The 22,984-nt window shown below is 71.9% G+C and carries 22 protein-coding genes; 10 read left to right on the top strand and 12 right to left on the bottom strand.

Features of this window, described 5'->3' with window-relative positions; all coding sequences use genetic code 11:
• The first annotated feature begins 460 nt into the window (after nucleotides 1-460).
• A complete protein-coding gene (locus ABZ374_RS46030; protein WP_360324188.1) occupies nucleotides 461-1,075 on the top strand; it encodes a DUF2797 domain-containing protein in 615 nt (204 codons plus the stop codon).
• A 28-nt stretch (nucleotides 1,076-1,103) separates the two neighbouring features.
• On the opposite strand, the gene ABZ374_RS46025 is transcribed toward ABZ374_RS46030, so the two are convergent.
• Nucleotides 1,104-2,129 carry a hypothetical protein gene (locus ABZ374_RS46025; RefSeq protein WP_360324186.1) on the bottom strand — a complete coding sequence of 342 codons (1,026 nt, stop codon included), beginning with the start codon at nucleotides 2,127-2,129 and terminating at the stop codon, nucleotides 1,104-1,106.
• A 349-nt stretch (nucleotides 2,130-2,478) separates the two neighbouring features.
• Here ABZ374_RS46025 and ABZ374_RS46020 point away from each other — a divergent pair, with 349 nt between their 5' ends.
• On the top strand, nucleotides 2,479-3,312 hold the full coding sequence (locus tag ABZ374_RS46020; RefSeq protein WP_360324184.1) for a carboxymuconolactone decarboxylase family protein: 834 nt from the start codon (nucleotides 2,479-2,481) through the stop codon (nucleotides 3,310-3,312).
• Between the two features lie 3 nt (nucleotides 3,313-3,315).
• On the opposite strand, the gene ABZ374_RS46015 is transcribed toward ABZ374_RS46020, so the two are convergent.
• Nucleotides 3,316-3,864, bottom strand: a complete 549-nt coding sequence (locus tag ABZ374_RS46015; RefSeq protein ID WP_360324182.1) for a GNAT family N-acetyltransferase — start codon at nucleotides 3,862-3,864, stop codon at nucleotides 3,316-3,318.
• 200 nt (nucleotides 3,865-4,064) lie between these two features.
• Nucleotides 4,065-5,054, bottom strand: coding sequence for an AraC family transcriptional regulator (locus ABZ374_RS46010; RefSeq protein WP_360324180.1), 990 nt, complete (start codon nucleotides 5,052-5,054; stop codon nucleotides 4,065-4,067).
• A gap of 80 nt (nucleotides 5,055-5,134) precedes the next feature.
• Between ABZ374_RS46010 and ABZ374_RS46005 the strand changes: the two genes are divergently transcribed.
• Genes ABZ374_RS46005 through ABZ374_RS45995 form a run of 3 tightly spaced genes read left to right on the top strand, consistent with a single transcriptional unit; the run spans nucleotide 5,135 to nucleotide 7,060 of the window.
• Nucleotides 5,135-5,989 (top strand): NAD(P)H-binding protein, encoded by an 855-nt coding sequence (locus ABZ374_RS46005; protein ID WP_360324178.1) that lies wholly within the window; start codon nucleotides 5,135-5,137, stop codon nucleotides 5,987-5,989.
• A 2-nt stretch (nucleotides 5,990-5,991) separates the two neighbouring features.
• Nucleotides 5,992-6,471 carry an anthrone oxygenase family protein gene (locus tag ABZ374_RS46000; protein ID WP_360324176.1) on the top strand — a complete coding sequence of 160 codons (480 nt, stop codon included), beginning with the start codon at nucleotides 5,992-5,994 and terminating at the stop codon, nucleotides 6,469-6,471.
• 43 nt (nucleotides 6,472-6,514) lie between these two features.
• Nucleotides 6,515-7,060: an anthrone oxygenase family protein gene (locus ABZ374_RS45995; RefSeq protein WP_360324174.1), complete on the top strand. Its 546-nt coding sequence runs from the start codon at nucleotides 6,515-6,517 to the stop codon at nucleotides 7,058-7,060.
• A 98-nt stretch (nucleotides 7,061-7,158) separates the two neighbouring features.
• On the opposite strand, the gene ABZ374_RS45990 is transcribed toward ABZ374_RS45995, so the two are convergent.
• Nucleotides 7,159-8,352 (bottom strand): RtcB family protein, encoded by a 1,194-nt coding sequence (locus ABZ374_RS45990; protein ID WP_360324172.1) that lies wholly within the window; start codon nucleotides 8,350-8,352, stop codon nucleotides 7,159-7,161.
• A 431-nt stretch (nucleotides 8,353-8,783) separates the two neighbouring features.
• On the opposite strand from ABZ374_RS45990, the gene ABZ374_RS45985 reads away from it, so the two are divergent.
• Nucleotides 8,784-9,002, top strand: a complete 219-nt coding sequence (locus tag ABZ374_RS45985; RefSeq protein WP_360324170.1) for a hypothetical protein — start codon at nucleotides 8,784-8,786, stop codon at nucleotides 9,000-9,002.
• 19 nt (nucleotides 9,003-9,021) lie between these two features.
• Here the strand turns inward: ABZ374_RS45985 and purU are convergent, their stop codons facing one another.
• From purU to ABZ374_RS45955, 6 genes are all read right to left on the bottom strand, one after another.
• A complete protein-coding gene (purU, locus tag ABZ374_RS45980; RefSeq protein WP_360324169.1) occupies nucleotides 9,022-9,918 on the bottom strand; it encodes a formyltetrahydrofolate deformylase in 897 nt (298 codons plus the stop codon).
• 147 nt (nucleotides 9,919-10,065) lie between these two features.
• Nucleotides 10,066-10,503, bottom strand: coding sequence for a hypothetical protein (locus tag ABZ374_RS45975; protein ID WP_360324190.1), 438 nt, complete (start codon nucleotides 10,501-10,503; stop codon nucleotides 10,066-10,068).
• Between the two features lie 187 nt (nucleotides 10,504-10,690).
• Nucleotides 10,691-11,506: a hypothetical protein gene (locus ABZ374_RS45970; RefSeq protein WP_360324167.1), complete on the bottom strand. Its 816-nt coding sequence runs from the start codon at nucleotides 11,504-11,506 to the stop codon at nucleotides 10,691-10,693.
• A 158-nt stretch (nucleotides 11,507-11,664) separates the two neighbouring features.
• Complete coding sequence (locus tag ABZ374_RS45965) at nucleotides 11,665-12,789, bottom strand: uroporphyrinogen-III synthase (protein WP_360324165.1); 1,125 nt, start codon at nucleotides 12,787-12,789, stop codon at nucleotides 11,665-11,667.
• A 121-nt stretch (nucleotides 12,790-12,910) separates the two neighbouring features.
• Nucleotides 12,911-14,260 carry a hypothetical protein gene (locus ABZ374_RS45960; RefSeq protein WP_360324164.1) on the bottom strand — a complete coding sequence of 450 codons (1,350 nt, stop codon included), beginning with the start codon at nucleotides 14,258-14,260 and terminating at the stop codon, nucleotides 12,911-12,913.
• A gap of 275 nt (nucleotides 14,261-14,535) precedes the next feature.
• Nucleotides 14,536-15,912, bottom strand: a complete 1,377-nt coding sequence (locus tag ABZ374_RS45955) for a transcriptional regulator (protein ID WP_360324163.1) — start codon at nucleotides 15,910-15,912, stop codon at nucleotides 14,536-14,538.
• 443 nt (nucleotides 15,913-16,355) lie between these two features.
• On the opposite strand from ABZ374_RS45955, the gene ABZ374_RS45950 reads away from it, so the two are divergent.
• Nucleotides 16,356-17,012, top strand: a complete 657-nt coding sequence (locus ABZ374_RS45950; protein WP_360324161.1) for a bifunctional DNA primase/polymerase — start codon at nucleotides 16,356-16,358, stop codon at nucleotides 17,010-17,012.
• A 176-nt stretch (nucleotides 17,013-17,188) separates the two neighbouring features.
• Here the strand turns inward: ABZ374_RS45950 and ABZ374_RS45945 are convergent, their stop codons facing one another.
• Nucleotides 17,189-17,878, bottom strand: coding sequence for an iron dependent repressor, metal binding and dimerization domain protein (locus ABZ374_RS45945; RefSeq protein ID WP_360324159.1), 690 nt, complete (start codon nucleotides 17,876-17,878; stop codon nucleotides 17,189-17,191).
• Between the two features lie 254 nt (nucleotides 17,879-18,132).
• Between ABZ374_RS45945 and ABZ374_RS45940 the strand changes: the two genes are divergently transcribed.
• The 3 genes from ABZ374_RS45940 to ABZ374_RS45930 all read left to right on the top strand — a co-directional run bounded on the left by ABZ374_RS45940 (nucleotide 18,133) and on the right by ABZ374_RS45930 (nucleotide 21,147).
• Nucleotides 18,133-19,476 carry a deoxyribodipyrimidine photo-lyase gene (locus tag ABZ374_RS45940; RefSeq protein WP_360324157.1) on the top strand — a complete coding sequence of 448 codons (1,344 nt, stop codon included), beginning with the start codon at nucleotides 18,133-18,135 and terminating at the stop codon, nucleotides 19,474-19,476.
• A 76-nt stretch (nucleotides 19,477-19,552) separates the two neighbouring features.
• Nucleotides 19,553-20,299 carry an SIS domain-containing protein gene (locus tag ABZ374_RS45935; RefSeq protein ID WP_360324155.1) on the top strand — a complete coding sequence of 249 codons (747 nt, stop codon included), beginning with the start codon at nucleotides 19,553-19,555 and terminating at the stop codon, nucleotides 20,297-20,299.
• 8 nt (nucleotides 20,300-20,307) lie between these two features.
• Nucleotides 20,308-21,147 (top strand): hypothetical protein, encoded by an 840-nt coding sequence (locus ABZ374_RS45930; protein WP_360324153.1) that lies wholly within the window; start codon nucleotides 20,308-20,310, stop codon nucleotides 21,145-21,147.
• 70 nt (nucleotides 21,148-21,217) lie between these two features.
• Here the strand turns inward: ABZ374_RS45930 and ABZ374_RS45925 are convergent, their stop codons facing one another.
• Nucleotides 21,218-22,474: an MFS transporter gene (locus ABZ374_RS45925; protein ID WP_360324151.1), complete on the bottom strand. Its 1,257-nt coding sequence runs from the start codon at nucleotides 22,472-22,474 to the stop codon at nucleotides 21,218-21,220.
• Nucleotides 22,475-22,984: the final 510 nt, after the last annotated feature.

The following is a 22,984-nucleotide window of genomic DNA, read 5'->3' as shown; positions in this document are numbered from 1 at the left end:
ATTCAGATCTCCCTTCGCTTCGCTACGGGCCACGAAGTCAAAAGTTTGCGGCTCCGCCGCTCTCCGCGCTGCGCGCGTCGATCACCGGGGTGGGGCTGGGTCGGGGGCGCTGACGCGCCTGGGGGTGGGGGGTGGGGTGGGGTGGGTCGCTTATCGTGGCGGGGTGATTGTGCCTTCGCAGCGGGGTGGGTTGCTTGCCACCGGGGTTCGTTGGGGTGATGGGCGGCCCTATTTGGTGTTGAGCGATTCGGGGGACGTGGAGTCGCTTCAGTCGCTTGCGCCGGGGGGTAGTGCCGGGTGGCGGTTGGTGGGGCCGCGGGTGTGTGTCGGGATTCGGCGCAAGGGTGGGCGGCGGGTTTCGTGTCCTGCGGGGGCGGAGTTGCCGGCGACGGCCGCGCGGTCGCAGTGTGAGGCGTGTGCGCTGGCGGATCCCGGGCGGCGGCTCGCGCGGGATCAGGCGATGGATGATCCTCGGCCGTTCTCGCTCTACCTCGCGTGGTTCGGGCCCGGGCTGGTCAAGGTCGGGCTGACCGCCACCGAGCGTCGCGCGGCCCGGCTCGCCGATCAGGGGGCGCCGATGTTCACCTGGCTCGCGCACGGGCCGCTGGTGCCCATCCGCGGCACCGAGCGGGCGTGTTCGGCCACCGGCACGGTCCGGGAGCGCATACCGCACAAGGCGAAGGCGGCGGCCTGGTGGCGTACCCGCGAGCCCGGCCTGCCGACCGAACTCGCCGACGCACACGCGCGGTTGACCCCGCTGCTGCCGGACACGCTGACCCCGGCGCCGTGCGACATCCAGGACCTGACCCGGTTCTACGGTCTCGCCGAGGCGCCGCCGCCGACCCGGGATCAGGTCGCCGGGCTCGCCCACGACGCGCTGCTGCACGGCGAGTTGACCTGCGTCGCGGGCCACGACGCGCTGATCACCACGGACAGCGGTCCGCTGTTCGTGGATCTACGGCTGCTCACCGGCTGGCAGTTGACCCCGGCTCGGGGTCGCACCCAGGGCGTCACCGTCAAGCCCCTGGAGACGGGCCGGGCGCCGGATGGGTCGGTACAGGAGGGGTTGTTCTAGCGGCGCACCCCGAGGGGCGCGGTACCGCTCAGATCCGGGACACCGACGGGCAGGTGCCGGGCGCGCTCGTGTTGTCGATGGGCTTGCTGCGGTCGTACGGATCGATCGTTGCCGGGGCCTTGGTCGGGGCATCCGCGGGGATTCCGTCCTCCGGGAACTCCGGGCGGATGAAGGCGTCTTCGCGGGTGCACGAACTGTTCGCGATGTCGTTCTCGATCTTCGCCACGGAGATCCGGCCCCGTGGGGTGGAGCGGTAGCGAGGGGCCCGGTAGACCTTGGTCTCCAGCACCCGGCGAACCACGGAACGGGTGACGCTCGCGCCGGATCCGCTGCCGGTCTTGGCCACCGGGTAGACGAACGAGAAGTCGGCGTGCACGGTGAGCATGCCCTCCCCGTCGACGTCGTAGCCGGCGATCCCGTTGACCTTGACCACCGAGCCGACCGGCTCGACGTCCTTGGGGTCGAACCTGGTCACCCACGCCTTCGGGTTGTCACCCGAATCCCACCGGGTCGCGGTGATCGCGTTGTCGATCCGCGCGACCAGTTCGTCGGAGGGATCCAACAGGGCGAGAAAGCCGGCCGGGCGGGCGCCCGCGAGCACGTCGCGGTCCAGGTTGCCCGCGATCAGCAGCCGGCGGGTCAGGTCCAGGGCCTCGGCGACCTCGGCGGCGGAGTACCCGGGCACCGCCTTGGCCTGGGGCATCGACAGGCCCGCCTCGTTGTCCGCGTAGTTGAGCGCCGGGGAGCCGGCGAACGGGTTCTTCCGGGTGGGCCGGTTCGGGTCCACGTCCTGCCGTTGCGCCGCCACCGAGGGTACGGAGGTGGCGAGCCCGGTCATCGGCGGTTGCACCAGCGGGTCGTCCGCGGTGGCCGTGTTGGACGCGCTGAACCAGCCGAACACCCGGTCCGGAGCGGCGGCGAAGGCCACCAGGGCGAGCACCGAGACGGTCAGCAGGACCGTCCTGAGCCCAGGCCGTCGACCGCGCGTCCTGGGCGGGTCGGACCGCCAAGGGCGCTCCGGCGGCGGCTCGTTCGCCCACTGGCGAGCCAACATCCTTGCTCGTGCGGATCCTTCCGTGCGGGTCGCGCCCTTGACGAAATCCTCGTCGAACACGTAAGAGGCGAACGGATCGTTCGCCTCGGCCCCGTCCGACGAACCACCCGACTGTCCATCGGTCCGGTCGCGGCCATCGCCTGCGTCCCGGTCCCCCCTGTTCTCCGACACGCGATCAAGATATCGACGCCCACCGACAGAGTTGGCCGATCGTGGTGCTTGTCACGTTTGGCGAGGGAAATGGTCGATTACACGATACGGATGCTTTCCGCCTCGGGCATCCTCGCGCCGAGCGGGGCGGATGTGCGTTCTTGACTTCGAGTTCACTCCAACTCTTAGGGTTCCGGTCATGAACAGCGCACCCGACACCGTCACTTCGGACAACCGCTACGAGCGTGGCCTCGCCGTACTGCGACAGGTCTCCGGCACCGATCGGCCCGCCGTGCTCGAAAGCCTCGCCGACATCGCCCCGGACCTGGCCCGATACACCGTCGAGTTCGGCTACGGGGACATCTACTCGCGCCCCGGACTCACGCTGCGGGAACGCCAGTTGGCCAACGTCGCGGCCCTGGCCGCGATCGGTCACGCGGCGCCGCAGCTCCGCTTCCACCTGGCCGGCGCGCTCAACGTCGGCTGCACTCGGCGCGAGATCGTGGAGACCCTGATCCAGGTCTGCGTCTACGCCGGCTTCCCGGCCGCACTCAACGGGCTGACCGCGGCTCGGGAGGTCTTCGAGACCCGTCCGGCGGCGACCGAGGCCACGCCGAGCCGGGCCTGCGTGCCCGGCGAGACCACCACCGACCGCTACCGCCGGGGCCTGGCCGCGCTCACCGAGATCGACGGCCACGTCGGCGAACAGGTCATCGCCTCGCTCCGCGACATCGCCCCGGATCTGGGCCGCTACCTGCTGGAGTTCGCGTTCGGCGACGTGTACTCGCGCACCGGCCTGGACCTGCGGACCCGCGAACTCGTCACCGTCGCGATGTGCACCGCCCTCGGTACGGTCGCGCCGCAGCTCGCGGTGCACATTCACGGCCTGCTCAACGTCGGCGGCACCGAGGACGAGGTGGTCGAGACGATCACCCAGATGGTCGGCTACGCGGGTTTCCCCGCCGCGTTGAACGGGATCACCGTGGCCCGCACGGTGTTCGCCGAACGGGCCGCGGCCGGCTCGGCGGGCTGAGAGCTAGGAGCCGTCCGGCCCGTCGGCCTGCGGCAGCATGTAGACGTCGCGGCCCTCCACGTCCACGAACGCGTCGCTCGCCCGGAAACCGACCCGGCGGGCCAGGGTCAGGGACGGCACGTTGGCCGCGTCGATCACCGCGACGATCGGCATCGTCGGGAGCGTGCGGCGGGCCAGTTCGAGGGTGACGTCGACCGCCTCGCGGGCCAGGCCCCGGCCCCAGGCGATCGGGGCGAAGCGATAGTAGAGGTTGAACACCGGTATGCCGTCCGGCCGCAGCCGCCGGGTCAACTGGGTCCCGGCGAAGCCGAACACCCCGGCCGGATCCGCACGCGGCGCGACCGCGCAGTAGCCGATCCCGTCCCGCTCCCAGTCCTCGATCATCGAGTCCAGGAACGCCACCCCCTCCTCGGCCGACCGCATCGGCCCGTGCGGGTTGTAGCGATTGGTCTCCGGGTCCCCGTGCACGGCGAACACCGCCGCCGCGTCCTCGGGGTGGGGCCGGGTCAGAACCAGCCGGGCGGTCTCGACGACCGTGATGCGAGATGACACGCGGATGCCGTTTGGATCGATTCGGTTCGGATCGGGTTGAAATTTGGGCTGATTGGCTTCGGGTTTGGTTCGGGTGTCCAGGTTACTGAAGCTTCGGTACGACCGTCCGGGGCCGCGGTTCGTCCGCACGGGCCGGCTCGCGGCCGAGTTCGGCCCGCCCGGCGGCCCGCCGGTAGCCGCAGACCCGTTCGGCCGGTCGGTCAGTCGTGGTCCGCGAGCAGGTGCCGGGAGCCGTCGATGCCCACACCCTCGCGGCGCAGCGCGCGGGTGCGGTGTTCGCGCGGGCTGATCCCCCGGACCCGCTTGAAGGCCGTGCTGAGCGCGAACGCGTCGCCGTAGCCCACCTTCTCCGCGATCCCGCCGACCGTGGCGGTCGGTTCGCACAGCAGATCCGCAGCCAACGCGAGGCGCCAGCCGGTGAGGAAGGTCATCGGTGGTTCGCCGATCAGCTCGGCGAACCGGCGGGCCAGCGACGCCCGGGAGAGCCCCGCCTCGGCGGCCAGCGACGCGACCGTCCACGGCTGCTCGGGGTTGTTGTAGATCAGGCTCAGCACGTGCCCGATCACCGGATCGCGGTAACCGCGGTACCAGCCCGGCGCGTCCGTCCCCGACCGGGCGAACCAGGTGCGCAACATCGCGATCAGCAGCAGGTCCAACAGCCGGTCCAGGACCGCGTCCTGGCCGGGGCCGTCCTTGACGATCTCCTCGGCCAGCAACGGGATCAGCGGGGAATCCCCCTCGCTGTGGCGGATCACCGCGAGCGTGGGCAGCGCCTCCAGCAGCGAGCGGCTGACCTCGCCGGCCATCTGGTACGTCCCGGTCAACATGATCGTCTCGGCGTCCGCGCTGTTGCCCCAACTCCGCACGCCCAGGGCCATCTCCTTGGCCAGGTCGCGGCCGTCCGGGGTCGAACAGCGCTGGCCGGGATGGATGACGATCTGCGGCTGCGAGCCGGGCTCGTCGGAGATCCGGTAGTGGTCGGGGCCGCGCACGATCGCCACGTCGCCGGCGGTCAGTCGTACCGCCTCACCCCGGTCCAGCGCGATCCAGGCATGGCCGCGCACCATCGACACGATGGTCAGTGGCGCCTCGTCGTGGATCCGCATGGACCACGGCGGGCTCAACATCGAGCGGAGCAGGAAGGCGCCTTGCGCCCGGGGCCCGTTGAGCAGACTCGCGAGAGCGTCCATGTGTAAATCCTAGACGATCGAACATGTAATTGGGTGTTTCAGCGATGTTCAGTCTCATCGCCAGGGCCTTGAATAGAGCCATGACGACGAACGAACAACACCTCGCGAACACCACCGACACCACCACGCTGGTCCTCGGCGGGACCGGGAAGACCGGCCGCCGGATCGCCGAGAAGCTCACCGCGCTGGGCCGCCCGGTGCGGCTCGGCTCCCGGTCGGCGGCCGTTCCGTTCGACTGGGCGGACCGCACCACCTGGGCCCCGGCGCTGCGCGGCATCGACAGCGTGTACGTCTCCTTCCAGCCCGACATCGCCGCGCCCGGTGGCGCGGACACGGTCGGCGCGTTCGCCGACCTCGCGGTCGAGAGCGGTGTCCGGCACCTGGTGCTGCTGTCCGGGCGCGGCGAGCCCGAGGCACAGGACGCCGAGGCCCGGGTGCGGGCGTCCGGCGCCGAGTGGACCATCGTGCGGGCCTCGTTCTTCGCACAGAACTTCGACGAGGGCGATTTCCTCGGCCCGATCCTGAGCGGCGAGGTCGCACTTCCGGTCGGCGCGGTGGGCGAACCCTTCATCGACGTGGACGACATCGCCGACGTCGCGGTCGCCGCGCTCACCCAGGACGGGCACACCGGCCAGGTCTACGAGGTGACCGGGCCGCGGTTGCTCACCTTCGCCGACGCGGTCGCCGAGATAGCCGGGGCAACCGGCCGGGAAATCACGTTCGTGCAGGTCCCGTTGGAGGCATACTCGGCGGTCCTGGCCGAGCACCAGGTGCCGGCGGAGGTCATCGACCTGTTGTCCTTCCTCTTCGGCGAGGTTCTCGACGGACGCAACGCACATGTCTCCGACGGTGTGCGGCGCGCGCTCGGCCGGGCACCCCGCGACTTCTCCGACTACGTACGCGACGCCGCCGCCCGCGGCGTCTGGAAGGTGTGACCATGAGCGGCCCCCTGTTCATCTCGACGCTTGTCGCAGCCCTGGGCTGCGCGACCATGGGCGGAGTCTTCTTCGGCTTCTCCTCCTTCGTCATGGCGGGCCTCGGCCGGCTGCCGGCGGCTCAGGGGGCCGCGGCCATGCGTTCGATCAACGTCACGGCCGTGACCGCGCCCTTCATGGCCGGCCTGTTCGGCACCGCGCTGCTCTGTGTGGGGCTGGGCATCGCGGCGGTCGTCTCGTGGGGCGAGGCGTACGCGGTGTACCTGCTCGTCGGCGCCGTGCTCTACCTGATCGGCGCGATCGTGCTCACCGCCGGCTACCACGTGCCCCGCAACAACGCGCTCGCCGAGGTCGAGCCGAACTCCGCCGCCGAGGAACGCCTGTGGGCCGGCTACCTCGCCGACTGGACCAGAGCGAACCACGTGCGCGCCCTCTCCGGCATCGCGGCCGCCGCCTGCCTCGTCGTGGCCCTGACCCGCTGACGACGCGACACCACCCACACCACTCGAAAACGGGGATCCGGGCATGACCGAGCAGTCCACCACCGCACCCGAAACCGCACGTCCGACCCGCACCGCCGCCGTACTGCTCGGCGCCACCCTGCTCACCACGGGCCTGGTCGCCGGTGTCTACTTCTGCTTCGCCGTCGCGATCATGCCGGGCCTGGGGCACGTCGACGACCGCACCTTCATCGACGTCCTCCAGCAGGTCAACAAGCGCATCGAGAACCCGGTTTTCTTCGCGTGCTTCTTCGGCGCCCCGATCCTCGGCGTGATCTCGATCGTGCAGACCCGCAAACTCGGCCACACCGAAGCGAACCGCTGGATCATCGCCGGCGTGGCCCTCGCCTTCGTCGGCATGCTGATCACCATCGGCGGCAACATCCCGCTCAACAACAAGCTCCGGGACGCCGGCGACCCGGCGAAGATCGCCGACCCCGCCAAGCTCCGCGACGACGTCGAAAACGCCTGGATCGCCTGGAACACGGCCCGCACCCTCGCCGCCACCGCCGCCCTCGCCACCCTCACCCGAGCCACCCGCCTCCTCCCCCGCACCTCCCACCCCTCCTGACCGACCGCCGGGACAACCCCGGGAAACGCCGAAGTCCCGCCCTCCGACGAGCAGTTGCTCGGGGAGGGCGGGACTTCGACCGGTCCGGCTCCGGACCCTCAGCCCTTGACGCAGACCACCTGACGCAGTTCGGCGACGACCTCGACCAGGTCCTTCTGCTGGCGCATGACCTGCTCGATCTTCTTGTAGGCGCCCGGGATCTCGTCCACGACACCCGAGTCCTTGCGGCACTCCACGCCCTCGGTCTGCTTGGCGAGGTCCTCGACCGTGAACCGCTTCTTGGCGGCGTTCCGGCTCATCTTGCGACCGGCACCGTGCGAGGCGGAGTTGAACGCGTCCGCGTTGCCCAGACCCCGGACGATGTACGACCGCGTGCCCATCGAGCCCGGGATGATGCCGAGGTCGCCCCTGCCCGCCCGAATCGCGCCCTTGCGGGTCACCAGCAGATCCACGCCGTCGTAGGTCTCCTCCGAGACGTAGTTGTGGTGGCAACTGATCGGCTCCTCGAAGCCCACCCGGGCCTTGCGGAACTCGCGCCGGATCACTTCCTGGAACAGGGCCATCATGATCGCCCGGTTCTTCGCCGCGTACTCCTGTGCCCAGTACAGGTCGGAGCGGTACGCGTCCATCTGCGGGGTGCCGCTCACGAACACCGCGAGGTCGCGGTCGACGATGCCCTGGTTGTGCGGCAGCGACCGGGCCACCGACATGTGGTGGTCCGCCAGTTCCTTGCCGATGTTGCGGGAGCCCGAGTGCAGCATGAGCCATACCGAATCGGATGTATCCACACAAAGCTCAACAAAGTGGTTGCCGCCGCCGAGCGAGCCCATCTGCTTGGTCGCCCGATCCCGGCGGAACTTCACCGCATCCGCGACATCGTCGAACCGCGACCAGAACTCGGCCCACCCGGCCGAACCGAGCCCGTACAGCGTGCTCGGGTCGACCGCCTCGCCGTGCATGCCCATCCCGACCGGAATGGCCTGCTCGATCTTGGACCGCACCCGGGACAGGTCGTCGGGCAGGTCGGCCGCGGTGAGCGTGGTCTTGACCGCGCTCATCCCACAGCCGATGTCCACGCCCACCGCCGCCGGGCAGACGGCGTCGCGCATGGCGATTACCGAGCCGACCGTGGCGCCGCGGCCGAAGTGCACGTCGGGCATCACGGCGAGGCCGTGCAGCCAGGGCAGGGTGGTGATGTTGCGGAGCTGCTGCATGGCCTGGCTCTCGACCGCGGCGGGGTCGGTCCACATGCGAATGGGTACCCGGGCGCCCGGGACCTCGGTGTACGACATGACTGGGTCACTCTCCTGAGTGGGTACGACGAAACATGAGCACATCGGCTCGAAGACTTGGTGGGCCGTCCCGGCGCACTCCGGGTGGTGAATCCAGGTGCGGCACGGGGCGGCCGGTGGCGGGGGCCGCAGGGTTTGGCGACTGCGGGCCCCGCGGAGCGGAAGCGAAGCAGGGGTTACACGCGGCGGGCCGAGGCACCCTGGACGGGGCGTCGGCTGTTGTCACGGAACCGCACCGGCTCGCTCCTCTCCCTACGAGGACAGGACACACGGAAGGACCTGTCGTGGCTGGAGACCCATCAAGCCACGGCAACCGCCCACCCCGCAAAGGGTTTTCCCGATCAGCGCAGGGGCGCGACCGGCGGGCGCCCCCGCGCGCACCTCGCGCGCCGCTGTGACAGCCAACCGGGTCGGGCGTACATTCCCGAGGCATGTTCGTCGTCGGGGTAGCCGCGTGGATCACCGCCGTAGCCTGTGTCGTGTTCGGCCGCGATCGGCATCGACCCGGGGTGCGACCCGTGGTCCGCGACTTCGACGGCGACGGCCCCCGGGAGCGCACCGAGTTCCCGCGCGGCACCCGGGCCGGCCGGCTCGCCGGTGCCGCCGCCGCCCTGGTCGGCGTGGTGGCGTTCGTGCTGAACGCCCGGTGAGCCGGCGACGACCCCGGGGTCAGGTGAAGACGACCGTGCGGGTCCCGTTGAGCAGCACACGACGCTCGGAGTGCCACTTGACCGCTCGCGAGAGCGCCTGGCACTCGACGTCGCGACCGACCGCGACCAGGCCCGCCGGGGTGACCGCGTGGTCCACCCGCTCGACCTCCTGCTCGATGATCGGGCCCTCGTCCAGGTCGCCCGTGACGTAGTGCGCGGTCGCGCCGATCAGCTTGACCCCGCGCGCGTGCGCCTGGTGGTAGGGCTTGGCGCCCTTGAAGCTCGGCAGGAACGAGTGGTGGATGTTGATCGCACGGCCTTCGAGCTGCTTGCACAGGTCGTTCGACAGGACCTGCATGTACCGGGCCAGCACCACCAGTTCCACGTCGTACTCGCGCACCAGGGCGAGCAGTCGCGCCTCGGCCTCGGCCTTGGTGTCCCGGGTCACCGGGATGTGGTGGAAGGGCACGCCGTACGAGCGGGACAACTCCTCGAAGTCGCGGTGGTTGGACACCACACCCACGATCTCGATCGGCAGCGCGCCGATGCTGCTGCGGAAGAGCAGGTCGTTGAGGCAGTGGCCGAACTTGCTGACCATCACGAACACGCGCATCCGCGCGTCCCCGTCGTGGATCTGCCAGTCCATGTGGAAGGACGCGCCGACCGCGGTGAAGCCGGCCCGCAGCGCGTCCAGCTCGACGCCCTGCTCGGCGGTGAAGTGCACCCGCATGAAGAACAGGTCGGTGTCGCGGTCGCCGAACTGCTGGCTGTCCACGATGTTGCAGCCGGTCATCATCAGGAAGCTGGCGACCGCGTGCACGATGCCGCGCTTGTCCGGGCAGGACAGCGTCAGTACGTACTGGCCGCCGGTCGACCCGGCACCGGTTTCGTCGACAGGCCGGCTCTGCTCGGTCATGGACGCGCCCTTCTTCTCCATCTGCGGCATTGGTACGGCTCTCGGTTCTCCGCCACCCGGCCTTGCGACGCCCGTCCGCGCGGTGGATCCGCCGCCGTCGAGCGGGCCGAGCCGCCGGTCGTACAGGATCCCACGTCCCGCGCGGGCTCAGCGCCCGCCGGTGCGGATGCGCAGCACGTCGAGCGAATCGGGTGGCAGGTCCGGGTCCTCCTCGTCCGTCCCGGCGAGTGCGACGTGCGCGGCCCGTGACGCGGCGACCACCTGCGGCCAGCGCGGGTGGGTGAGGTAGGCGGGCGCGGGCGCGTCCTCGCCGATGTCGTGCAGGACGGCGAGGATCTCCAGCACCGCGGCGTCCACCAGCGCGGCCTCGTCCGCGTCCACGACCAGGCAGCCGACGTAGGTGCTCGCGGACCAGCGGTCCAGCCACGAGTCGCCGACGAGGCGATAGACGGCATCGGTGATCGAGCCGTACTCCGGGCGGCCGGCCAGCCAGGACTCGCGCTGGAACGTCGGGTCGCCGAACATGTGCAGCGCGGAACGGACCTGGGCCCGCCAACGCCACCACGGAACGGTGCTCTGGCGCATACGTGTCATCGTGGCGCCTCCTCCCCTGTCTCCGCTTCGGTTTCGCCGATCCGAGCCTGTTCCGTTCCCGATCGGTTTCGGGCGGGATGCTTTCGATCACCGCGAATTCCCACCGATCATGCCGCAGACCGGACCGATCCCGGCAACCGGGCGGTCCACCCGGCGCACCTGCTCGACAGCGGGTCGCTCAGTCCACGACCTTGATCGTGACCAGTCCGCGTTCGACGTCGTACACCCGCAGCGCGGCCACCTCGAAGCCCGGGTGGTCGCGGATCCAGTTCTGCGCCCCGCGCACGATCCGGGCCGCGGTGTTGAACGCCTGCGCGGCCTCCGTCGTGTAGTCCCCCGGCAGGTGCGAGGACAGGTCGGTGTCGATCGCGATCTCGTACTTGCCCTTGTGGTCCAGGGTGAGCCGCACCTGCTGCAGCCGGGTCCCCTCCGGGGCGGTGTGCAGCGCGGCCAGCATCGCCGCGCCGTAGTCGTCCGCGGCCGCCTTGCGGTCGTCCCGCTCGGCGCCGAGTCGGAAGTCGATCGCGTCGCGGTCCGAGTCGAGGATCTCCACCCCGCCGACCCACAGCGCCGGGTGGTCCTCGGCCCACTGCGCGGTCTCGGTGAGCAGCTTGCCCGCCCGGTCCCGGACGATCTCCTCGGCCTGCACGTTCGAGCCGTCGCCGCGCACCAGGTCGGTTTCGAGCGTGACCTTGTAGACCTTGTACGAGCTGGCCACTCGGACCCTGGTCACGTGGCCCCCGTGCGGGGTGGTCCGCAGGTGGGTCAGCAGCTCGCTCCCGTAGGCACCCGATTCGGCGGTGTCACCGGCGGCGGCGGGCGGGACCACCGGCGGCACGCTGCCGCTCGGGCGGTCCGCCGTGATCGGCTTGGAGCCCGTCGAGGACAATCGCGCCGCACTCGGCCCGGCGCTGGTCACCGTGTCGGCGATCCGGCCGGTGTCCGAGGATCCGGAACACGCGGCGACACCGGCGATGGTCGTGGCGAACAGCACGACCACCGACAGTCGTGTGCGCTTCCGTATGCGTATCAAGGTTCGTGTTCACCCCCTGTCACCCAGCCATGGTGCGGGTTGGCCCTCGGCTCCTACCAGGCGGGGGGTGGCGGGCGCTGGAAATATACCGCTTTGCGCGCCCGGCCTCGGCCATCGACTCAGGGGTCCACGGCCAGTCGGTAGCCGCGTTTGGTGACGGTGCGGACCAGGCCGGCGTACGGGCCCAGCGCCGTGCGCAGTCGGGCCACCGCCGCCTCCACGGCGTGTTCGTCGGTGTGCGTGTCGGCCCACACCCGACGCAGCAGTTCGGCCCGGCTGAGCACCCAGCCCGGCTTCTCGGCGAGCGCGCGCAACACCGCGCCCGGCACCGGCGGCAGCCAGATGGTCCGACCGTCCACCAGCAGCGCGTTGCCCTGGAGCATCAGGCGCCGGCCGCCGGTGTGCAGTTCGCGGCGGGCCCGGGCGGGCAGTGCCTCGGCGATCGTGCGCACCAGCGACCCGAGCCGGCCACGCTCGGGCCACACCGACTCGACGCCCTGCTCGGCCAGCGGCCGGGCGCACACCGGCCCGATGCACACCGGCAGTACGTCGGCGCGCAGCGCGGTCAACACCTCGCCCGCCCGGCCGTGTTCCTCGGCGGTCTCCAGGAACGCGCCGATCGCGGGCGCGCTGGTGAAGGTCAGCGCGTGCAGTTCGCGGCGCACGGTCTGCTCGACCAGTCGGCGGACCGCGCCCGGGTCTTCCGGTGGACCCCAGCGGTAGACCGGGATCTCCAGCACGTCGGCGCCGCGCCCGCGCAGCGCGTCGGCGAAGCCCTCCGACGGCGCGCCGTGTTCCTGGATCGCGATCCGCCGCCCGCGCAGGTCGCGCGCGAGCAGCCAGGCCAGCACCTCGTCGCCGGTGTCGGAACCGGGCGCGTACACCTCCCGCAGGCCGGCCGCGCGCACCGCGGTGGCGGCCTTGGGGCCGCGGCAGACCAGTACGGCGGCCCGGCACGCGGCGGTCAGCCGGGCGGCGCGCCCCCAGCCCTCGGCGGCGGCGAACCAGGCGCGCCAGCCCACCCCGGTGGTGGCCACCACGTAGTCGAGTCGGCGTTCCAGGGCACGGTCGGTGGCCCGGCGCAGGATCGGGTCGTCGGCCGGCGACACGATCCGCACGGTCGGCGCGTCGACCACCTTGGCGCCCAGATCCCGGAGCAGCGCGACGAGTTCCTCGCGGCGGCGGGCCGCGGTGACGCCGATGGTGAACCCGATCAGCGGTTCGGCCCCCGTGCCTGTCTCCATGGGGTGAGACTCGCCGACGTGTGTTACGGCGCTGTTGCCGGACGGTCACGCGGGAGTTAGCTCCCGGGTCGGGTCGGCGCATCGGTGGCCCGGGGACGGTCCGGCGGTGGTCGCACGCGGGTCAGAAGTCGCCGGCGCTGCGCTTCTTGAGGTTGTTGGCGGAGGCGATCGGGTTCCAGAGTCCGACCACCTTGTTCTTGGCGGTGGTGGCCCGGCCGCCCGCCCGGTCGGCGGCGCGCTTGTGGTCGGTGTACTCGGCGCGGTGGTCCCGGCAGCCGCCGTGCGCCATCTCGTCGCCCCAGGCCGCGAGTTCGCGGTCCGACTCGGCGGAGGCGCTCCACGCGTCGCGCAGTCCGGCGACCAGTTCGGCGCCGCCGCCGAGCTTGTCGGTGGACAGTTTGGCCAGGCCGGCGATCTGCTGGTCGCGTTGTTTCGCGGCCTCGGTCAGCGCTTGCGCGCCGGCCGCGGGGTCCTCGCACTTTTGGATCTGCTGTACGGCGCGGGACACCGTCTGTCGGGAGCCGGCGCCGTCCTGGAGCAGTCGGTCGACGGCGGTCGCCTGGGCGGCGGAGCCGTCGTCGCTCTTGGCGGGCGGTGCGCTGGTCTTGGGCGGGGCGGCGGCGCCGGAGTCCTGCGGCGTGGCGGACGCGGTGGTGGCGGCGCCCTTGTCGGCGCTGTCGCTCTTGTCGTCGTCGCCGAACGCGCCGCTGGCGAACACGCCGATCGCGGCGACCACCACGAGCGCGCCGACCCCGGCGGCTATCAGCGGGGTCCGGGGGCGGCCGGCCGGGCCGGGGTCGGCGTGGTCGCCGGGGCCCGGGCCGTGCGGCGGGCCGGCCGGGGGCGCGTAGTGCGGGGAGTAGGGCTGCGGCGCGGCATACCCGGCGGGCGGCGCCGAGTGGCCGGGCGGCGCGGGCTGCGTCGAGTAGGCGGCGGGCATCGGCTGTCCCGGCGCGCCCGTCGACCCCGGTCCGGCCGGCGACGCGCCGACATCGTCCCGGAACAGACCGGCCGGGAACACCTGGGTGGCGTCGGCCGGTCCGGCGGCGGGGGTGGGGCTCGGTCGGAACAGGTCCGGCCCGACCGGCGGGGCGCCCATCGGCGCGGCGGCACCCGGCGGCGCGTGCGCGGGGCGCGGCGGCATCTGTCCCGGCCCGGCGGGCGGCGCGAACGCGGGCAACGGGCCGAGCCGGGTCGCGCCGGACGGATCGACCGGTCCGGTCGGCGGGTACGGCGTGCGCGGGTCGTGGGGCGGCTGCGGTGCGCCGTAGGGCTGTTGCTGCGCCGGATATTGCTGCTGCCCGGAATGTTGTCGGGGTGTTCCGTAGTCCTGCGGGGGTCCCTGGTCCGCGTAGTCCTCGAACCTCGGCAGCACCTCGGTCTCGTCGCGCGGGAGTTCGAGCGGGCCGAAGGGCGAGGGCCCCGGCTGCTCGCCATTGGGGCCCCGTCCGCCCGATCCAGCCGATCCCATGCCATCCACCCGTTCGTCGCCCGTGGCCGTCGCTCCCGGCGGTCGCACGACCGTCCGGATCGTCCGGCGGCCGGTAATCCGTCCGCCCGACGGTAACTCAGACGTTCGAGCGACGAACAGCGGCGCTCCTCGCATCGGCGCCGCCGGGCCGTCGGCCCGGGGTCGCGGCATGGGCCGCGCCGCAGGTCGGCGGCCCGAGCGGGGCCCGGGCCCGCTCCGGCGGATCTTGTCGGACCTACGCCGCCGGAGTGGGTCCGGGCCCCGGTGGACAGCGCCTAGACCGGCACCGCGTGCACGGCTTCGGCGAATTCGCGGACCAGGTGCTCGTCCCGGTACGGCTCCAGCCGACGCTGGAAGTCCTTGAGGTACTCCATGCCGCGCGCCGAGTGCAGCCGGCCCACCAGGTCCAGCGCCTCGGAGCCGACCGCGCACGCCTCGTCGAGCCGGTTCTGCTGCAGGTGTGCGGTGGCGAGCAGGAGGGTGTCGACCGCACGCCGGCGCACCCGTGTGTCCGCGTGTCCGTCCAGGGCCGCGCGGGCCGCCGCCTCGGCCTGTCGGGGCCGGTCCAGGTCGCGGTAGCAGTGCGCGAACTCGTCGGCGAGATACGCCTGGGAGAAATGCCCTATCCAGGACGGATCCTCGTCCGGGACCGCGACGTCCATCGCGGACTGGGCCCGGGACAGCGACGCCTCGCACGCGCGCCCGTCGCCGAGCAGCGCGTGCCCGCGTGCCTCGGCGGCGTGGAACATCGCCTGGGTGGTCGGCGTGGCCTCGTGCTTGGCGCCCTCCTGTGCGGCGCGGGCGAGTTGGGTGATCTCGCGCGGGTTGCCCAGGCTGCCCGCGAGGTGGCTCATTCCGGCGGCCAGCACGTAGCCGCCGTAGGCCCGGTCGCCCGCCGCCTGGGTCAGCCGCAGGGCCTGGATGTAGTAGCGCTGGGCGAGACCCGGCTGGCCGGTGTCCACGGCCATGTACCCGGCCAGCTCGGTGAGTCGGGCCACCGCGGCGAACAGCGCGCGGCCCGTCTCGTCGGAATAGGTCCCGTTGAGCAGTTGGCTGACCACGCTGCCCAGGTAGTGCACCACGACCGGGCGGATGTGCCCGGCGCCGAACCGGTGGTCCAGCGCGGACAACATCTCCGTGGTCGCGCAGACCGCCTCGATGTCGGAGACGCCCACCCGCGGCCCGCCGATCCGGGCCACCTGCGCGTCCGGTTCGGTGATCAGCCAGTCCCGGCTGGGGGCCACCAGCGCGGCGACGGCGACCGAGGAGTTGAGCAGGAAGTCCCGTCGGTTGACGTCGCTGCGCCACAACTCGGTGACCACCTCGACGGTGGCCGCCGGGGTCGCGGCGAACTGGAGACCGACGTTGGTCGCCAGTGAGCGACCGTCCGCCATGCCGATCTCCTCGACGGTGACCGGCCGGCCGAGCTTGCGGCCTATCGCCTCGGCGATCAGGTTCGGCACCGCGCCGCGCGGCTGTTGACCGCGCAGCCATCGGGCCACCGAGGTCTTGTCGTAGCGCAGATCCATGCCGTGCTCGGCCCCGCACATGTTGACCCGGCGGGCGAGCCCGGCATTGGAGCAGCCGGCCTCCTGAATCAGTGCCGTCAGCCTCTCGTTGGGCTGCCTCGTCGCCTGCGTTCGCGCGGCCATCGGCGTTCCCTCCCCGACCGTTGGTGCGGGCTGTCGACATGCGGGATCGGCGCGACGGGGATCGTGTGCTCCCGTCGGGTCCGCGTCCGGATGCCTGCTGAGTCCGTGATGTGTGTCCAGCGGACGTCGTCCACGTGCCGAGGCCCGAGTCGGCCGGAATTGCCGATGTTGCCCGGCAGTCATACGAAATGTGATCCGCGTACGGAGCGTAGTGACCCGTATAGCGCAGCGGATAGGGCACCCTTGATTGCGCCCCCGGCTCTGCACCCATGCGCCCCCCTTGCGCCGGATGGCGACCGATGATCCCATCACCCCTGATCACCCGGTTTCGCCTGCCCGGGGCGCGGGCGGGGGCGCGCCGCCCGGCGCGGTCGGGGACGCGCCGCGCGGGTGGCCGCGAGCGGGGGGCCGGCCGGCCGTAACCATCGCGGGGCGGTGCAGTTGTGCAGCACGTGGAAGACACCCTGGGGGCCCGGCAACTCGCCCGCGACACGCTTGTAGAGACCGCAGTCCGCTACGCCGAGGATCGGCACTGGGATGTGGTTCCCGGTGCCTCGGTGGTCGAGAACAGCGTGGGACGTCGTTGTAGCTGCGCCCATCGCGGGTGCGCCACCCCCGGCGCACACCCGATCCTGCGCGACTGGGCGATCCAGGCGGCCGGCTCGCCGGCGTTGATCCGGCGCTGGTGGGGCGAGCATCCGGACGCGGCGATCCTGCTGCCCACCGGCCGCGGCTTCGACGTGATCGACGTCCCGGAGCAGGCCGGTTGCCTCGCGCTGGCCCGGCTGGAGCGGATGGGCCTGCCCCTGGGGCCGGTGATCGCGACGCCGACCCGACGCCTGCAGTTCCTCGTATTGCCCGGTGCCCGGGACAAGATGGGCGAGATGTTGCGCCGGATCGGCTGGGCCGCCGGCACGATCGACCTGATCCCCAAGGGCGAGGGCGACTGGGTGGTGGCGCCGCCGTCCCGGATGAGCGGCTCCGGCAGCGCCTCGTGGGCCCGCGAACCCACCGAACTCAACCGCTGGCTCCCCGAGGCCCGCGAACTGGTCAGCCCGATCGCCTACGCCTGCGGCCGGTCCATGGCCGAGGCCAGGTGACGAGCACCGTCGTGACGACCGGGCCGCCCCGTCGGGCCGCCCCGCCGTCGTGATCCCGCAGCCGTTCCACCGGCACGGGTAGCGGGTGGGGCCGAAAGAACCCGGACACGACGAAAGGGCCCTCGAAACCGAACCATCTCGGTACCGAGGGCCCAAAGCCCGCGCGCCCCGCGCAACTAGCGCGCGGCCACGAACACGTGCGACGCGACCTCCGGCGACAACTCCGCGGCTTCGCCGCCGCTGCCCGCCATCACGCCACCCGCGGATTCGTGCACACTCACGACCGCCCCGGGACGAATCCCGGCCCGGCGCAACGTGTACATGAGCTGGGCGTCGGTCTGCAACGGCTCGCCGAGCCGCCGCACCACGACGTTCTTGCCGTCCGGCCCCGCCGACTCGAGCAGCGTGACCAGTCCGCCTTCCTTGAAGGAGTCGGCGTGCAGTTCCTGGTCCAGCTCCTCCAGGCCCGGGATCGGGTTGCCGTACGGCGATTCCTTGGGGTAGCGCAGCAGTTCGAGCAGGCGGCGTTCCACCTGCTCACTGATCACGTGCTCCCAACGGCACGCCTCGGCGTGCACCTGCTCCCAGGGCAATCCGATGACGTCCACGAGCAGGCACTCGGCGAGCCGGTGCTTGCGCATGACCCGCGTCGCGATTCCCCGCCCCTCGGGCGTCAGTTCCAGATGACGGTCGCCCTCGACCGTCAACAACCCGTCCCGCTCCATTCGTGCCACGGTCTGGCTCACGGTCGGCCCGCTCTGCTCGAGCCGTTCCGCGATCCGCGCCCGCAGCGGGACCACGCCCTCCTCCTCCAGCTCGAAAATCGTCCGGAGGTACATCTCCGTGGTGTCGATGAGTCCACTCACGACCAGCGGCTCCGTTCTTGGGTGGTCCTGCCGTCCAATTCTGACGCACCCGGACCGCCGATGCGGACGTCCGGCCGCTCGGGTCCGCTCGGCTGGCCCCGCCCGCGCCGTCCGACACGTGCCGCCGCGTCATCCGTACGTGTGCCCTGCCCGTGTGGGCCCGCGTTGTCGAGTGCTTACGGTCATAACGTTCCGGTATGCCAATGCCATCCCGAAAGGTCTCGGGTACATCGGGATCCCTCGATCGTGTACACGTGTTGTGGTTCCGGCGGGATCTGCGACTGAGCGATCACCCGGCGCTGCACGCCGCGGCCGGCACCGGTTTTCCCGGTACCGGCACCGGCGAGCCCGCCCGGGTGTTGCCGGTCTTCGTGTTCGACCCGGTGTTGTGGGACGCCTCCGGGCCCGCGCGCCGGGCCCACCTGGTCGACTCGCTGCGCGCCCTGGACGCGGATCTGCGCGAACTCGGCGGGCGGCTGGTGCTCCGCATGGGCGACCCGGTTCGCGAAGTGCCCGCGCTGGTGCGCGAGGTCGGCGCCGAGGAGGTGCACGTCTCGGCCGACTTCGGGCCCTACGGGCGCACCCGCGACGCGGCCGTGGCGGCGGCGCTGGACGTGCCGTTCCGGGCCACCGGCTCGCCGTACGCGGTGGCTCCGGGGCGGGTGCGCAAGGCCGACGGAACGCCGTACCGGGTGTTCACCCCGTTTCTGCGCGCCTGGCTCGAGCACGGCCGGCCCGACCCGCTGCCGCGCCCGACCGACCTGGCCTGGGCGGACGCCGACTCGGTCGAGCCGCCCGCCGCGCCGGCGCCCGCGGGGGTGGCGCTGCCCGAGGCGGGCGAGCGGGTCGCCCGCGCGAGGTGGGACGCCTTCCGCGCGCACGGCCTGGCTCGTTATCGCGAGCTGCGCGACCGGGCCGACCTGGCCGGCACCTCGCGGTTGTCGGTGCACCTGAAATTCGGCGAGATCCATCCACGCACACTGCTGACCGGCCGCGTCGACGAGACCTTCCGCGCCGAACTGGCCTGGCGCGAGTTCTACGGCGACGTGTTGTGGCATCACCCGGAGACCGCCCGGGAGTATCTGAACCGCGACATGGCGGACATGCGATACGACACCGGACCGGACGCCGACGCGCACTTCGACGCATGGCGCGCGGGGCGGACCGGCTTCCCGTTCGTGGACGCCGGGATGCGGCAGTTGCTCGCCGAGGGCTGGATGCACAACCGGGTCCGAATGGTCGTCGCGTCCTTCCTGGTCAAGGACCTGCACCAGGAGTGGACGCGCGGCGCGGCGCACTTCATGCGGCACCTGGTGGACGGCGACCCGGCCGCCAACAGTCACGGCTGGCAGTGGACCGCGGGCTGCGGCACCGACGCGTCGCCGTGGTTTCGGATCTTCAATCCGATCACCCAGGGACGCAGGTTCGACCCCGACGGGGACTACGTCCGGCGCTACGTGCCCGAGCTGCGCGCCATCGCGGGCCGGGCGGTGCACGAGCCGTGGAAGATCGGCGTTCCGGGCTACCCCGACCCGATCGTCGAGCACGCCGAGGAAAGACGCGTCGCACTCGACCGCTACGAGGCGATCCGGCGGTAAGGTGCCGGATCCGCGTACGCACGGCGGATCCGTATACGAAGCTCCGCACGCACCGAAGAAACGGGAGGACCGGGCAATGGTCGAGCTGGGTGCGCGCTACCTCGACGCGGCGATCGCACTGCTGGAACGGCTGCGCGACGAAGAACTGCCCACCGTGGACCGGGCCGCGGACCGGGTCGCCCAGGCGCTGGCGGACGGCGGCCGGTTGTTCGTGTTCGGCGGCGGCCACTCCGCGCTCGCCGCCCAGGACGTGATCTACCGTGCGGGCGGCCTGATCCTGGCCAACCCGCTGATCGCCCCCGGCAACGAACTCTCGGTGCGCCCGATCACGGTCAGCACCGCGGTGGAGAAGCTCGCCGAGTTGGCCGGCCCGGTGCTGGACGGCGCGGGGGTGCGCAAAGGCGACGTGCTCGTGGTGATCTCGCTGTCCGGCCGCAACGGGCTGCCCGTGGAGATGGCCCGTCGGGCCCGCGAGCGCGGCGCGCTGGTGATCGGTGTCACCTCGATCGTGGCCAGCGAGGCCGAATCCCCCCGGCACCCCTCGGGTACGCGAGTCCTGGACAATTGCGACGTCGTGCTGGACACCGCCATCCCGCCGGGCGACGCCGCGCTGGAGGCGACCGGCGTGCCGCAGCGGATCGGCCCGACCTCGGGCGTGGTGTGTTCGGCGGTATTGCAGACACTCATGGTCGGTGTGATCGGCCACCTGGTCTCCCGGGGGATCGAACCCCCGGTGTTCATGTCCGCGAACGTCGAGGGCGGAGCCGCGTGGAACGAGCGGTTGCTGGCCGAACACGCGGACCGGATCTTCTATCTGAGGTGAACCCGGCAGTGCATCCCAACGCACGGTCCCACTCTTCGGACCGGCAGGCCGCGCAGGCGTCCGAACAGGCAGCCGACCCGGCGTCGGCCGAGGCGGTCGGCGTGCCCGACCCGCGCTCGGCCGCGATCGTGGTCCCTGGGCGGTTCAACGGGCCGCCGGGCATCGGCAACGGCGGCTACCTGGCCGGCCTGCTGGCCGGCCGCGCCGGCGGCGGGCCGGCCTCCGGGGTGACCGTGACGCTGCGCCGCGCGGTGCCGCTGGACCGGGCGCTGGCGCTCACCCGCGACGCCGGGACGGGTGTGCTGACGCTGCATCAGGACGACGGGCCGATCGCCGAGGCGGTGCCGGTCGACGCCGAGTTGCCGCTGCCCGCGCCGATCGACCCGGTGACCCCGGCCGAGGCGAGCGAGGCGAGCCGGTCCTTCGCCGGGTTCGCGGCGTGGAACCCCTACACGGAGTGCTTCGTGTGCGGCACCGGGCGGGCCGAGGGCGACGGCCTGCGGTTGTTCCCGGGCCTGCTCGCGGACCGGCCGGACACCAACGCGTGCGTATGGACCCCGCACGCCTCGCTGGTCGCGCCCGGCACCGAGCAGATCGCCCCCGAGTTCGTCTGGGCCGCGCTGGACTGCCCCGGCGGCTGGACCGGGATGGACCGGGACACCGCCGTGTTGCTCGGCCGGATGACCGCGTACGTGTACGCACTGCCCTATCCGAACGAGCCCTGCGTCGTGCTCGGCCGCCGACTGGGCCGGGACGGCCGCAAGCTGTACACCGCGACGACGCTCTACGACGCCGAGGGCCGGGTGGCCGCGCACGCCGAGCAGGTGTGGATCGCGCCGCGCACCTGACCCCTGCCCACCGGTCGGCCGGACGGGTCGAGCCCCGTTCGGCCGGCGGGCCGTCCGCCGACCCCGTCGACTACGGCTGCGGGTCGCGGGCGTCGTAGCGCCAGAAGCCGCGCCACCGCAACGACAACACGATCGCCAGGAGCACGCAGGCCAGTCCGCCGCTGACCACGGAGATCCGCTCGGTGCTCAGCGCGGCCACCGACCCGGCCTCGAAGTCGCCGAGCCGGGGCCCGCCGGCGACCACCACGATGAACACGCCGGCCAGCCGCCCCCGCATCTCGTCCGGGGTCGCCACCAGCATGATGGTGTTGCGGAAAACCATGCTGATGGTGTCCGCGCAGCCCGCGAGGGCCAGCAGGATCAGGCCGAGCCACAGCGGGCCGCCCAGCCCGAACACCGCGACGCAGGTCCCCCACGCGATCACCGCGAGCACCACCGCCCGCCCCTGCCGCTGCACCCGGCCCAGCCAGCCGGAGAACAGCCCGCCCGCGAGCGAGCCCACCGCGGGCGCCGCGACCAGCAGGCCGACCGTGGTGGCCCCGCCGCCGTACAGCGTCGCCGCCATCGCCGGGAACAGCGCGCGGGGCATGCCGAACACCATCGCGACGATGTCGGTCAGGAAGGTCATCCGGATGTTGGGCCTGCTCCGCAGGAAGCGCAGCCCCTCCAGCACGGAGGCCCGTCTGGGCCCGCCCGCCGCCCGGGCCGGCGGCATCGACGGCAGCCGCCACATCGCGTACAGCGCCGCGGTGAAGGCGATCGCGTCGATCAGGTACGCGGCCTGGAAGCTCCACAGGCCGATCACCAGGCCGCCGAGCATCGGCCCGACCGTCATCGCCAGCGCCATGGCTATCGAGTTCAGCGCGTTGGCGGCGGGCAGCCGGTCGACGGGCAACAGCTGGGGGAGCATCGAGGTGCGCGCGGGGTTGTTCACCGCGAAGAACGCGGACTGCACCGCCACCGCCGCGTACAACAGCCCCACCTGGCCGAGATCGAGGAACGCCTGTACGGCCAGCACGATCGACACCGCGGCGAGCCCGACCGCGGTCACCAGGCCGACCACGCGGCGATCCACGCTGTCCGCGATCGCGCCGCCGAGCAGCCCGAACACGATCAGCGGCACCACCGAGCACAGCCCCACCAGCCCGACCGCGAAGTTGGAGTCGGTCAGTGCGTACACCTGGATCGCCACCGCGACCGAGGTCATCTGCTGCCCCAGCGAGGAGACCGAGTGGCCGAACCACAGACGACGAAAGTCGGGGAACTCGCGCAGGGGGGTCAGGTCCGCGAGGACGGCCTTGGCGAGGCGCTTCGAGGCAAGGGGCACCCGCGCTATCCAATCCCAATGCGCCCTGCATCTATTCCTGATTTCGATGTGGGATCAGGCACCCCGTAAATGCGTTGCACCCGCCTGCGGGGCAGATCTAACCTCACTGGCACACGGGAGAGGAGGTGGTCTGAAGTTGCATAGCATTCGGACGCGTGAGGTGGCTGCCCGCTAGCCGCCACTCCGGTTTTCCGGCTCGGCAGGCCCCGTCGTGAGTGCACCGCGACGGACGCAGGCAGGCGGCCGGCAACACCAGGCAGACACCCGACCCGCAGGTCGCCGGGATCGTCCCCCGGCCTTCGTTCCACCTCACCGAGGTGGACGGAGAAGCGACCTGCGGGTCGCTGTTTTTTGGGCGCCTTCAGCGCCGGCTCGCGAGGCAGCACTTTTTGCTCCCCCGCTGACGCTCCTCCGCAAAAAGTGGCCCCTCGCTCGTGACTTCGTGTCCCTGCGCTTCGCTCCGGGCCACGAAGTCAACGTTTTGCGGCTCCGCCGCTCTCCGCGCTGCGC

Origin of the sequence: Embleya sp. NPDC005971, from assembly GCF_040629175.1 — a bacterium.
Classification (GTDB): Bacteria; Actinomycetota; Actinomycetes; order Streptomycetales; family Streptomycetaceae; genus Embleya.
This window is presented reverse-complemented; position numbering and strand designations above follow the sequence as displayed.